The following is a 13,481-nucleotide window of genomic DNA, read 5'->3' as shown; positions in this document are numbered from 1 at the left end:
TGAGAGAGTCAAGCATTTTTTCAAATTTCTTTTTCTCTCACTTCCGACTCGCTGTGTGACTTTCGTCTCACTCCGTGTCGGTGGATGCGCAGTATAGGGAGTTGAGAAATTAGTACAAGCGTTTTTTGCAAAAAAAACTTTCAACCGAACAAATAGCAATCACTTTGTGTGTATACCAAGCGATCTTGGCTATTTTCTCTCATTTAAAAGGATCTTTCCTCAAGAAAAAGGGCGTTTCTACCTGAATTACGATCTTCAAATTTGATGTAATTGAAGCAAATGATATTCGCTCAACGCGCTTTTTCTTTTCTGCCTGCTGTATAAAAGATAAAAAAAGAGCAGAACGATAACGAACTGCTCTTTGGTCTTTGCTTTTTACTTGGGGTACTTCAGGTGAAGTCTTGGAAATTGCTTCTTCTATATAGAAGAAAAGATCAGAGCATCCTTGCCCTTCTCTTTTACGACAGATTAGCTAGGGGTATATCAAATGTCGTGGTTGTTCGATGACACATTGAGCTCGTAAGAGTGGAGCATGCTTGCATTCCCAATGGCGTCATCTTCGAGAGGAACTTAGTTCTTCAATACTTTTACGGTGTAGCTACCATCTTTTTGTTGGTATAGACCGTGGATGTCGGTTTCGAAACCTGGGTAATGCGCACCGATCTCACAAAGCATCTCTAGGAAGTCCAGCACAGGGCGAGACTCTTGAGTCACCATTTCACCAGGAAGTACTAGTGGCACACCTGGAGGATAAGGAAGGATCATGTTCGCACTTACGCGACCAACCATTTCTTCCAGTTTGATTTCTTCTACGTTACCGCGAAGCTCTTCTTGCCATGCTGCGTGTGGTGTTACTTTCATTTCAGGAAGAACATCGAACGCTTTGTACATTAGCTCTGGTAGGTTGTATTTCTTAGTTAGGTCGTGAATTGCTTGTGCTAGTTCTTGAACGCGCATGCCTTCATAGAAGCTTGGGTCTTCGTTATATAGCGAAGGAAGGAAGCTCTTGATGGTTAGGTTCAAGTCGTAGCCACGTTTAAATTCAGTCAGACCGCGTAGCAATTGCATTGCTTTTGATTTGTCGATACCGATTGAGAATAGGAACAACAAGTTGTATGGGCCTGTTTTCTCTACCACGATGCCGCGCTCGTCTAGGAATTTAGCCACCAGCGAAGCAGGAATACCTGATTCTTCTAGTTCGCCTTCTTTATTCATCCCAGGAGTCAATAGCGTTACTTTGATTGGGTCAAGATACATGTGGTTGTCATCCATGTTCTTGAAGCCGTGCCATGTATCGCTAGGATCCAGTTTCCAACATTCTGTGGTATCGATGTTTTCTGGTTGCCATACATCGAAGAACCAGCTGTCACTTTCTGCTTCTAGGCGTTTGATCTCTTTACGGAAGCGAATTGCGCGATCGATAGAGTCTTGCATCAACTTCTTACCTGTGTTGCCGCGCATCATTGCCGCTGCAGTTTCAGTAGAAGCAACAATGCCGTACTGAGGTGAAGTTGAAGTGTGCATCATGAATGCTTCGTTGAAAGATTCTTTGTCAAAGTCACCTTTCACGTGAATCATTGAAGCTTGTGAGAACGCTGCCAACAGTTTGTGTGTTGATTGTGTTTCGTAGAACACTTTGCCTGGCATCGCTTCACCACTCATACCACATTTACCTTCATAAATTGGGTTGAAGTTAGTGTAAGGCACCCAAGCACTGTCGAAGTGGATGTGTTTACAGTCTAGCGACTCTTTGATGAATTGTGTGTTGTACAACAGACCATCGTAAGTTGAGTTAGTCACTACTGCGTAACTTGGCGCTGTTGCACCTGGTGTTTTCGCCACTTTCTCTGCAATGACATCGCGGCTGAATTCGCTTTGTGGAATACCACCAAGGATGCCGTATGCGTTACGAGTTGGGCGGAAGTAGATTGGTGTCACGTCGCTCATCATCATTAGGTGAGTCAGAGATTTGTGACAGTTACGGTCAATCAGTACTGTGCTGCCCGCAGGCGCTGAGTACATACCAACGATTTTATTCGATGTAGACGTACCGTTAGTTACGATGTAAGAGCTGTCTGCATTGAATGTGCGTGCGATGTATTCTTCTGCATCTTTATGTGGACCTGAGTGGTCTAGTAGAGAACCTAGCTCAGGCATTGAGATTGATACGTCCGCTTTAAATGTGTTTGGACCGTAAAAATCGTAGAAGATGCTACCAGCAGGGCTTTTCTGGAATGCAGTACCGCCCATGTGACCTGGAGTACAGAAGGTGTATTTACCTTCTTCTACGTATTTGAATAGCGCTTTAGTGAATGGAGGCATGATGGCATCTTTGTATGCCTCGGTCGCTTGGTTGATTTTGATAGCGATGTCGTCAGCCATACCTAAAGCGTACTCGAAGAAGCTCACGTTCAGACGTAGGTCTGTTAGTGAAATATCGAGAGTAGACTGTTCGTTAGCAAATGCGTGAACAGGCAGTTTTTCGTTGATTTGGCTAATACGTTCACATAGCTCTAGTGAGTATTTATCCCAGTCGAACAGCACACCGCAAATGCGTGGGTTCATCTCAATCATTTTGATCAAGTCTTTATCATCTACTGGGTAAACCACTTCGTAGCCCGCTTTCTCAAGAGCAGCGTGAAGTTGACGAACTGGCTCTTCTTTAAAGAACACACCCATGTGGTTCAAGATAGCGAATATATTCATTTGGACATCTCCAAGGCGAATGAGGGCGCTCTTTGCCATTTACAGGCAATGAGTAAGGTGAGCGCCGCGTGAATTTGGGTTTTATGGGCTGGCACCGAAGTACCAGCGTTTGGGGATTAGTTGCTTGCTTGGGCAGGCATATCGTCAGCGTGCATTTTCACGTACTGAGCAAGACCTGCTTTTTTGCTGTAGAACATCAAGATAACGAGAGACACGATGAAGGTTGCTGTGAGCGTACCGCCTTCTGCACCCGCTAGTGCGATGAAGCAGAACAGACAAGCCACACCAGAGAACAGCATTACGAAGCCGTTGCGTGTTGTCATACCTTCGAAGCGAATCAAGTTAATGCTTGAGTAGAAGTAAGGCAGCATAGTTAGTAGAACTGCATCAGTCGTTAGCTGGTTGAACAGGTCTGATGCGTGTGCTGTTTTAGAGCTGAAGAACATCAGTACAACCATCAATGCTGTCATCTTGATTGACGCAAGGATTAGACCTTTCTTAGGCACACCGTTTTTGTCAGTTTCGCCGTAGATTTTAGGGAAGTTGCCATCGCTTGCTGCACGTTTACCAGCCTCGCCCACCAGCATCATCCAAGAACCTAGCGAAGTGAAACATGCTAGTGCTGTGAATGCTGATACGAATGGTGCTGTCCAGCTACCGAATAGCTCAGTGGTTGCCAATGCAAATGGCGCACCTGATGCCGCAACTTCAGAAGCAGGGAACATGCCGCTGATCATTTGAGTTGATAGGATGTAAATCACACCTGCGATACCAGTACCCAGCATGGTTGCTAGCGGTACAGTACGTTTAGGATTTTCTACCATGCCTGTTGATACTGCGGCTGATTCCACACCAACGAATGACCATAGACAGATAAGAACCGCTGTCACAATCGCATGGCTATCCGTACCCGCAGATACGTTCCAGTTTTGGCTGTATAGCGCAGTGTCGAAGTGCGTCCAACCAAACGCCGCTGTACCAACAACAGGAATGAGGATTAGAACAAGACCAAGCGTACATAGACGGCTTACCCAGCTACCACCAAGTAGGTTAACGAAAGTGAAGATCCATACCGATGCAATCGTCGCAATACCTGCTGGGATTGGGTTATTAAGCACAGGGAAGAATACTGAAAGGTAAGAAACACCTGTAATGGCAATAGCCAGGTTACCAATCCAGTTCGCGTGGTAATAAAGCACGCCCGTTTGGAAACCAAAGACAGGTGAAACTTCGCCAGCGTAAGCGATAGGACCACCTTCTTGAGGGTTTTTGGTTGCCAGACGAGCGTAAACAAACGCAAGGCTCAGTGCACCGATCAAACAGATCAGCCAGCTGAAAATTGAAACAGAACCTACTGAAGCTAGGCTAGAAGGTAACAGTGCAATACCACTACCCATCATGTTACCGGCTACTACACCCGTACAGGCAATTAGGCCGATTTTTTTCGTATTCGATGACATAACATCTCCAAATCTATTCTACTCAAGTCAACGTGACTCAAACTGAACGGTTATTAGCGAGATGCTATGAAGTAGATACCTGCTCGACCTCGCTAAATTTCGAAGTGAAGACTACGCCCAAAAATCGGGAAAAAAATAAACTTGGCGTTATCAATAAAATGATTAGTTAATCAACATCAAGTTGAGATAAACATGATAAACACAAAAACATAAAACCATATTATTCATGCAGTTATAAGAAAAACATCAAGCCTTCTACCGATAGATAAACTCTCATCAACTCGTTGGTAATCGCGGCAAAAGTTATCAACCTCTATCAACTTCCCCCGCCCCGAAGGGTTGATTCCCTGAACTGTTGATTCCATAAATCTCTCCCTGATCGCGCTTTTTGACCCACATCAATATTCATCTCGCCTGCAAGAAAGCATCAGAATCATTCTCGCCAAATAACTCAGCCAGACACTCCATACAATCAATAGAGATAGAGATAGAGATAGAGATAGAGATAGAGATAGAGATAGAGAAGAAAACCGGATATGTCTTCCCGTTGCAAACCTGCGTTACTGGCTCCTTCGTAAGTCATTACCCCACCGCCCACCCTTTTCACTTTTCGACTGCTACAAAAAAGCCCCTCACCGAAATGAGGGGCTAGTATTTGACTGACGTTGAGTGCGAGAGAATTAAAGCATTCGAACGACAGAAGGGTGAACAGCGCGATACATGGCGTAATCAATCGCCTTCATGTTACTTGGGAAGACCAAGTTTTCGCACAGCAGGTACGTCTCAACCGACGTATCAATATAGAAAGCTTCGCTGTAAGACTCACTGGCCAAATCCAGATCACCATCCAATTCAGCGTGCTTACCACGAATCACATAAGACAGCACCGAATCACGTAACCTCAAAGCCTGCCCAAGATGCTGCTTGGCTGAAGCCATGTCACCAATAATGGTTTCGTGCAGGGCTAAAGCTTCATAAATTCGCGGTTGAATTGGCACAACCATCATTTTTACGTTAGTTTCTAGTGCGTCACTCAACTGCTGCACTCGCCCTTTCTTCAACTCCTGTGAAAAGTCGAGCACCTTCTGCACGTGATAAGCAATCAATAACTCTGCCTGAACGTAAGCATTATCTGGCTCAATTTCTAAAATGTTTTCCATCAAGTTGACGCCTTGGCGAAATTGCTTGGCATCCGAGACATTGAGATAATGGTTAGCTTGAACAAACAGCTCCAAAGCATCCGGGTTGATCGGCATTCCCGCCACCAGCATCGTGGATTTCAGCTTGGCACCCGGTACTTTCAGGACTTGCATCAAGTCTAACGACGCTTGTTGAAGCACTGTCTTTAAATGGCTACTGGTTAACGCGTATTGACGACTAAACAACACCTTTTCAGATGAGTTATTGCGATATTCCACCTCTAAAAAGCTGCCACCCTCATTTTCACGAACCCGCACCACAACCGACTTGCCCGGCACAATACCCGAGGTAAACGACGCCTTCTTTAGCATGACTCGGTAATCGCTCACTTGAGCAATGTCGGACATCAACTTTTGGGCAAACCCGTCTGCCAAGTCGTAGCTTAACCCTTCGCTCGTGAAGTTATCTTGAAACTTGAATTCGATAAGGTGAGTATCGATGGCTTGAGTAATACGCACTTCCGATTGCTTGTAGGTAAACACGCCCATCACCACAACCAAGACACTGATCCAGATGAAGTTCATGATCCCCAGGCGCCACGGACTGATTTTATTTTTTTTCTGAGGGGCCTTTTTCTCTTTAGACATCTCACAGACCGCGCGAGTCAGAGGGCCTGCAGGAAAGGTGACGGCAGGTGCGATAGGTAGAGTCTCTTCTTCTGGCTCTTCAACAATAGGAGGAAGAGTTTCTGAATCACAATGACGACTTGCGAGGAATTCCTCGAGTGTCATTGGGGTCACATTCGCCACCAGCTTGTAACCACGTTTCGGCACTGTAATGACGTAGCTGGTATTTTCTTCCCGACCGTCCCGCAGTAATTTACGCAACTCAAAAATGGACTGAGTCACCACTTGATCGGTCACAATCGCCCCTGCCCAAACGTATTGGATCAATTCCTCACGATTGAACACCTCATTCGCATGCTCCGCTAGAAAATGCAGAAGATTAATTAAGCGTGGCTCAACAGTAACTTCCCTATCTTGTCGATACAGCTTATTTTCATCAACGCTTAAAACCCAGTCATTGATTTGAAAATAGACTCCAACCATGTATGAAAACTCTCGTATCTACAGACAGCGCTACGGCAGGAATCAAACAATGGTCAATTCCTACAGGTAACTAAAGGCGAGATTATAGGTGGGAAAACGGCGTGCACCTAGAAAAGCAAGCCGCCAAAAATGCAAACTTAAGTTAAGTGATGCAGAAATGAGACTACTCAAGTGCTGCAAGGATAGAACAATGAGTAGCATCATCGTCCGTATGACCGCAGCAAGCATCATTGATCTTCTTCAAAGCTCGACGAATTTTCGTTAGCTCGTTAATTTTTCCATCAATCAGCTCTAACTTAGCAGAAGTAATAGCTTTAACCTCTGCACAGCTGTGTTCTGTCGCTTCTAGTTTGATTTCTAGTAGCTCTTTAATCTCATCCAAGCTCAGGCCCAGCTCTTTACCTTTAAGGATGAAGTGTACCTGCTTTTGATTCTCTTCATTGTAGAGACGATAACCTGATTCACTTCGACCTGCGGGCTTTATCAGCGCGTTTTTCTCATAAAAACGCAGCGTATCTGCCGTCACACCACAGCGTTTTGCCAGTTCACCTATCTGAAACATAACTTTCCCTATTAACTATCTCGTTACTTTTAAAGCTAAAGAACCTCTTTTTCACAATTATTTTTGAGATGCCAAACGATTGCGCGAGCTTTTTTGTAATAAATTGGTTAGAATACGCGCCATCAAATGTGGAGACTGTTTTCTAACCAGAAAACATCCGGCAAAGGTCTTTACCAAAACTGGCCAATATTTTACCCCAAGAGGTAAAAACAAGTTCATTTTTGGCAAACATCTTTAACTCCGTGAATTTGAGGAAAATGGAAGCATGAATAACGCTCGTCCTATTCGCCGTGCGCTTATCAGCGTATCAGACAAAACAGGTATTGTTGAGTTTGCACAAGCTCTTGCTGAGCGCGGTGTCGATATCCTATCTACTGGTGGTACAGCACGCCTACTTGCCGAACAAGGCATCGCAGTAACAGAAGTCTCTGACTACACAGGTTTCCCAGAAATGATGGACGGCCGCGTTAAAACGCTTCACCCGAAAGTTCACGGTGGTGTGCTTGGTCGTCGTGGTCAAGATGACGACGTGATGGCAAAACATGGCATCAATCCAATCGACATGGTCGTTGTTAACCTATACCCATTCGCAGAAACCGTTGCAAAAGAAGGCTGTACACTAGCTGACGCGGTTGAAAACATCGATATCGGCGGCCCAACGATGGTTCGCTCTGCAGCGAAAAACCACAAAGACGTGACTATCGTTGTGAACGCTCATGATTACGACCGCGTTATCGCTGAAATGGACGAGAACGAGAAATCTCTAACACTAGAGACTCGTTTCGACCTTGCTATCGCAGCATTTGAACACACTGCGGCTTACGATGGCATGATCGCAAACTACTTCGGCACCATGGTTCCATCTTACGGTGAGAACAAAGAAGGTGATGAAGAGTCTAAATTCCCACGTACTTTCAATCAGCAAGTCGAGAAGAAGCAAGACATGCGCTACGGTGAGAACAGCCACCAAGCCGCAGCTTTCTACGTGGAAGCCAATCCACAAGAAGCGTCTGTTTCTACTGCTCGCCAAATCCAAGGTAAAGCTCTTTCTTACAACAACATCGCAGACACGGACGCCGCACTTGAGTGTGTGAAAGAGTTCAACGAGCCAGCATGTGTGATCGTAAAACACGCGAACCCATGTGGTGTAGCTCTAGGTAAGGACATTCTAGAAGCGTACAACCGCGCTTACCAAACTGACCCAACATCTGCATTCGGCGGCATCATTGCATTCAACCAAGAGCTAGATGCTGAAACAGCAGCCGCTATTGTTGAGCGTCAATTCGTTGAAGTGATCATCGCACCTTCTGTTTCTGCTGAAGCGATTGAAGTGGTTGCAGCGAAGAAGAACGTGCGTCTACTTGAGTGTGGCGAATGGACAACTAAGACAACTGGCTTTGACGTGAAACGCGTGAATGGCGGTCTACTGGTTCAAGACCGTGACCAAGGCATGGTGAGCCTAGACGATCTAAAAGTGGTTTCTAAGCGCCAGCCAACAGAAGAAGAGCTGAAAGATGCACTGTTTTGCTGGAAAGTAGCGAAATACGTGAAATCTAACGCGATCGTTTACTCGAAAGGCGACATGACTATCGGTGTAGGCGCAGGCCAAATGAGCCGCGTTTACTCCGCGAAAATCGCAGGCATCAAAGCTGCAGACGAAGGTCTACAGGTTGAAGGTTGTGTAATGGCATCAGATGCATTCTTCCCATTCCGTGACGGCATCGACGCGGCTGCAGAAGCGGGCATCAAGTGTGTGATCCAACCAGGTGGTTCTATGCGTGATGACGAAGTTATCGCAGCGGCAGACGAACACGGCATGGCGATGATCTTTACCGGTATGCGTCACTTCCGCCACTAATTTCCTCTTCGTATTTGGCACTGTGGCGTCGTTAGCTGCTTTCGCCCACCCCGGTCACATAGCGGGCTATGCTCCCGGGGATGGGCTCAATTGTTGCCTAGCTACATCACCAACTACTTTGAGTAAACAGTATTTATAAGATTAAGGATTTTCATATGCGAGTTTTAATCATTGGTTCAGGCGGTCGTGAACATGCGCTAGGCTGGAAAGCAGCGCAAAACCCAAATGTTGAGACTATTTTCATTGCTCCAGGCAACGCAGGTACAGCACTAGAGCCAAAACTAGAGAACGTAAACATCGATGTAGAAGACATCGCTGGCCTTGTTGCTTTCGCCAAAGAGAAGGCGATTGAACTGACTATCGTTGGCCCAGAAGCACCATTGGTTATTGGTGTGGTTGATGCGTTCCGCGAAGCGGGCTTACCAATCTTTGGCCCTACACAAGCCGCAGCGCAGCTTGAAGGCTCTAAAGCGTTTACTAAAGACTTCCTTGCTCGTCACCAAATCCCAACCGGTGCATACGCAAACTTTACAGAAATTGAACCAGCGCTTGCTTACGTGCGTGAACAAGGTGCGCCGATTGTGGTGAAAGCCGACGGCCTTGCGGCTGGTAAAGGCGTGATTGTGGCAATGACGCTAGAAGAAGCGGAAGACGCAATCAAAGACATGCTAGCGGGCAACGCATTTGGTGATGCTGGTAGTCGTGTAGTTATCGAAGAGTTCCTAGATGGTGAAGAAGCAAGCTTCATCGTGATGGTCGATGGCGAGAACGTTCTGCCAATGGCCACCAGCCAAGATCACAAACGTGTCGGTGACAAAGATACAGGTCCTAACACTGGTGGCATGGGCGCGTACTCGCCAGCTCCTGTGGTAACACCAGAAATTCACAACCGCATCATGGAAGAAGTCATTTACCCAACGGTACGTGGCATGGCGTCTGAAGGTAACCCATACACAGGTTTCCTATACGCGGGTCTGATGATCGACAAAGATGGTACGCCTAAAGTGATCGAGTACAACTGCCGCTTCGGTGATCCAGAGACACAACCAATCATGATGCGTATGGAATCGGATCTGGTTGATCTTTGCTTGGCTGCGATTGACCAAAAACTGGATCAAGTTGAATCAAAATGGGATCCACGTGCGTCGATTGGTATCGTACTCGCAGCCGGTGGTTACCCAGCAGCGTACAACAAAGGCGATGTGATCTCTGGTCTGCCACAAGTTGAAATTGAAGGCGAGAAAGTCTTCCACGCGGGTACAGACAATAAAGATGGCAACATCGTAACAAATGGTGGTCGCGTATTGTGTGCAACTGCGTTGGGCAACAGCGTATCAGAAGCGCAGCAACGCGCTTACGAGCTTGCAAAACAGATCAGTTGGGACGGCATGTTCCATCGCAGTGACATCGGCTACCGTGCGATTGCACGTGAGCAAGAAAAATAAAAACAACTTAAGTTGGCTAAAAAAACAAAAGGCGCATTCAGCGCCTTTTTTATTACTCTGTCAGTTAGTAAGTCTCACCAAGCTTACTCAGCGAGCAATGCTGGTCGTGGTACACAATCAAAGTCATCATCATTGAGCATCAACAGTTCATCAACCGTTGCTTTATTTCGTGACTGCTTGCCGACAAAAGCCACGTAACTGTCTACAGATGAGAGACGCTCGATAATAAATTTTGGCAACGTCTGATTAAACTCGAGTGTCGAGAACGCTTTACCTTTGCAGGTTTCAAACGATTGGCCATTCCAATAACCTTGAATGAGGCTCTGACTGTTACGAGACTGCGCCTTAACCGACGCCACTACATCATTCGCTTCTGTCTTGTAACGTTCTAATTGTTCATGCTGAAGTGGTAAGACTTTACGATTAACGCGATATTGTTGGTAAACCGCTTCGCCATCTTTATTAAAACGGATGTGGATTTGAAAAGGCACCAACTCTTGCTTGGTATCAACTTGCTCACCTTTTCGAATCAACTCTCGAAGCTCACCGTCATCCCAACGGTAGTCACTTTGAAACCAGCCATTATCCCCCATCGTTACGTAATCAGCAGCCGTACTCACGCGAGTGAGTTTCTCGGTCATCCAGTACAAGCTACTTGCGTCTCCAGCAACTTTGCCGCCAGAGAAGTGAGTGAATTGTTCTAAATTAGGAGTTTCAACCGACGAACAGCCAAAAAGGGTAAAGCTAGATAAGAGAAGTGAAGCGAGTAGATGTTTTTTCATGAAGTTGCACCGAGGCAGGATACCTCGGTGCATTCTAACTTAGTTTACTGATTCTTTCAGCGCTTTACCTGCTACGAATGCAGGTACATTAGCTGCTGCGATTTGAATCTCGTCACCAGTCTTAGGGTTACGACCAGTACGTGCAGCGCGGTGGTTTACTTTGAATGTACCAAAACCAATTAGTTGAACTTGGTCACCCTCTTTAAGTGCACCAGTTACACCATCAAGAGTCGCTTCAAGAGCAGCTTTTGCTTGTGCTTTTGATAGGTCTGCTTTCTCTGCGATAAAGTCGATTAATTGGGTCTTGTTCATTAGGTTTCCCTTCTCATAGGTTATCGAATTCGTCTCACTCTAAAACATAAATGCCCCATCTGGCAAAGGTTTGTAAGCGATCTTTCGATTTTCTGACGTACTTTTAGCCATAATATGAGTAATAACTCACAATTTGTTACCACATACCCCCTGAAAACCCTTGCTTTCCAAGGTATTTGGACCAATTTATAAGGCACTTTTGCGGTTATAATAGCTGCAAATAACCACTATCAAACTACATTCAAGGGCAACTATGCTGCTGTTATCCATTTATATCTCTATTGCAATCGGCATTTCGTTTATCTGTTCGGTGCTGGAGGCGGTACTGCTGAGTATCAGTCCGAGCTACATTGCGCAGCTCAATCAACAGGGGCATCCCGCAGCTGGGCAACTGGCTAAGCTAAAATCAGATATCGACCGACCATTGGCATCCATTCTAACTCTAAATACCATCGCTCATACCATCGGCGCGGCCACTGCTGGTGCACAAGCTGCGGTGGTATTTGGTAGCGAAGCGTTAGGTATCTTTTCGGCAGTGCTCACACTGGCGATCTTGGTGCTTTCAGAAATCGTACCGAAAACAATTGGCGCAACTTACTGGCGTCAATTGGCGCCAACCGCGGCAGTCGCATTACGCTGGATGGTATGGGCGCTAACGCCATTCGTATGGTTTTCAGAGCAAATCACCAAGCGTCTTGCTCGTAACCACGAAGCACCCAAGATGCGTGATGAACTGTCGGCAATGGCGATTCTGGCACGTGAAAGCGGTGAATTTGCCGAGGGTGAATCAAAAATCTTAAGCAACCTGCTGGGCATCCAAGATGTACCTGTAACGCAGGTTATGACGCCACGTCCTGTGGTATTCCGTATCGATGCCACGATGACCATCAATGAGTTCCTAGAAAAACACAAGGATACACCTTTCTCCCGCCCATTGGTTTATAGCGAGCAGAAAGACAACATCATTGGTTTTGTGCACCGCCTTGAGTTGTTCAAACTGCAACAATCAGGTTGTGGACAGAAACAACTGGGAGCAATCATGCGCCCGATTCAAGTGGTGCTAAACAACACGACTTTACCGAAAGTGTTTGACCAGATGATGACTCATCGCCTACAGCTAGCCCTTGTCGTTGACGAATACGGTACTGTGCAAGGCTTGGTGACGTTGGAGGATATCTTTGAACACCTCGTGGGTGAAGAAATCATCGATGAAGCGGATAAAAGTACCGACATGCAAGAGCTGGCTTACCAACGCTGGGAAAGTTGGAAAGAGATGCACGGCGTAATCGAAAGCCGCGATGATGATGAAGAAGAGGAAGAACTGGAGAAGCATCACAAGGAGCCAGAAACTCAAGAAGTGACAAAACCAGACTCTAAAGAATCGTAATCAGCATTGGGCATAACAGCTCAAACTCCGCTAACAAAAAGGCATCCATTTAGGATGCCTTTTTTCTATCTATTCAACGATTAAAGTGCGATACCTATGTTGCTCACGCCTTCTTCACGTAACTCTTCACGTAAATCTTTGATCAAGCTGATGTCACGCTCTACCGCTTCACGCAGTGGACGGAAAATAGCCCACTGCACGTCCCACTCTTCACATACGGCTTCATTTTCTTTCTGATTGTCGTTGGTGATTGGCTCTGCACCTTGCGCTTGCTCTAGATCAGCAACGGTTTGTACCGACTGTTGGCTCACTTTAAGCATTGAATCGAAAAGGTAGTCGCGGTCCAATAGGCCATGCAGTAACGTAGACAAACCCTGACACGCGTCCATCGCTGGATAAACCCCGTAAAAATCGAACTCATCCGCACTTGGGAACAACTCTTCTAACTTCTCTAATTGACGTTCGAAGTTAATTTTCGCGTTCTTAACTGTCAAAATTTCCCATACACTATCAAGAATCGCTCGGTACGCACGCGGGTCAGCAAATTCTGTATTCTCACAAAACATCGCATAGTTTGGATACATGCGTTCACACAGACACGCCATAAAGGTAATTTGTTGCCAAGGTTCTAGTTTTTCTAAACGAACCTGAAGAGGATTCTTAAGCATAGTCACTCAATCATTGAAGAAAAAAACAGCGAAAGTGTACTTGATTCATCAC

General features: G+C 46.0%; 10 protein-coding genes. 3 read left to right on the top strand and 7 right to left on the bottom strand.

Annotated features, from left to right (window positions below; genetic code table 11):
* Positions 1-570 precede the first annotated feature (570 nt).
* From LIX84_RS22755 to zntR, 4 genes are all read right to left on the bottom strand, one after another.
* Positions 571-2,706 (bottom strand): lysine decarboxylase CadA, encoded by a 2,136-nt coding sequence (locus LIX84_RS22755; protein ID WP_005481757.1) that lies wholly within the window; start codon positions 2,704-2,706, stop codon positions 571-573.
* Positions 2,707-2,822: 116 nt separating this feature from the next.
* The gene (gene cadB, locus LIX84_RS22750; protein ID WP_226422221.1) at positions 2,823-4,166 is read right to left on the bottom strand and encodes a cadaverine/lysine antiporter; all 1,344 of its coding nucleotides are present in this window, start codon (positions 4,164-4,166) and stop codon (positions 2,823-2,825) included.
* A gap of 680 nt (positions 4,167-4,846) precedes the next feature.
* Entirely contained in the window at positions 4,847-6,415 is a 1,569-nt protein-coding gene (gene cadC / locus LIX84_RS22745; RefSeq protein ID WP_226422220.1) for a lysine decarboxylation/transport transcriptional activator CadC, read from the bottom strand.
* Between the two features lie 163 nt (positions 6,416-6,578).
* The gene (zntR, locus tag LIX84_RS22740) at positions 6,579-6,977 is read right to left on the bottom strand and encodes a Zn(2+)-responsive transcriptional regulator (RefSeq protein WP_005397290.1); all 399 of its coding nucleotides are present in this window, start codon (positions 6,975-6,977) and stop codon (positions 6,579-6,581) included.
* A 265-nt stretch (positions 6,978-7,242) separates the two neighbouring features.
* Here zntR and purH point away from each other — a divergent pair, with 265 nt between their 5' ends.
* Positions 7,243-8,835 (top strand): bifunctional phosphoribosylaminoimidazolecarboxamide formyltransferase/IMP cyclohydrolase, encoded by a 1,593-nt coding sequence (gene purH, locus LIX84_RS22735; protein WP_226422219.1) that lies wholly within the window; start codon positions 7,243-7,245, stop codon positions 8,833-8,835.
* Positions 8,836-8,990: 155 nt separating this feature from the next.
* A complete protein-coding gene (gene purD, locus LIX84_RS22730) occupies positions 8,991-10,280 on the top strand; it encodes a phosphoribosylamine--glycine ligase (protein WP_046874616.1) in 1,290 nt (429 codons plus the stop codon).
* Between the two features lie 83 nt (positions 10,281-10,363).
* Here purD and LIX84_RS22725 read toward each other — a convergent pair whose 3' ends face one another.
* Together LIX84_RS22725 and hupA are read right to left on the bottom strand one after the other, a co-directional pair.
* Positions 10,364-11,062 carry a DUF1481 domain-containing protein gene (locus LIX84_RS22725; protein ID WP_176320651.1) on the bottom strand — a complete coding sequence of 233 codons (699 nt, stop codon included), beginning with the start codon at positions 11,060-11,062 and terminating at the stop codon, positions 10,364-10,366.
* A gap of 39 nt (positions 11,063-11,101) precedes the next feature.
* A complete protein-coding gene (hupA, locus tag LIX84_RS22720; protein ID WP_005382524.1) occupies positions 11,102-11,374 on the bottom strand; it encodes a nucleoid-associated protein HU-alpha in 273 nt (90 codons plus the stop codon).
* A 253-nt stretch (positions 11,375-11,627) separates the two neighbouring features.
* Here hupA and LIX84_RS22715 point away from each other — a divergent pair, with 253 nt between their 5' ends.
* Positions 11,628-12,761: a hemolysin family protein gene (locus LIX84_RS22715; RefSeq protein WP_048625620.1), complete on the top strand. Its 1,134-nt coding sequence runs from the start codon at positions 11,628-11,630 to the stop codon at positions 12,759-12,761.
* 80 nt (positions 12,762-12,841) lie between these two features.
* On the opposite strand, the gene LIX84_RS22710 is transcribed toward LIX84_RS22715, so the two are convergent.
* Positions 12,842-13,429, bottom strand: coding sequence for a YjaG family protein (locus LIX84_RS22710; RefSeq protein WP_005382520.1), 588 nt, complete (start codon positions 13,427-13,429; stop codon positions 12,842-12,844).
* Positions 13,430-13,481 lie beyond the last annotated feature (52 nt).

This window comes from Vibrio sp. E14, assembly GCF_020515785.1.
Taxonomy (GTDB): Bacteria; Pseudomonadota; Gammaproteobacteria; order Enterobacterales; family Vibrionaceae; genus Vibrio; species Vibrio diabolicus.
Note: the sequence above shows the minus strand (reverse complement) of the source record. Positions and strands in the feature narration are given on the sequence as shown.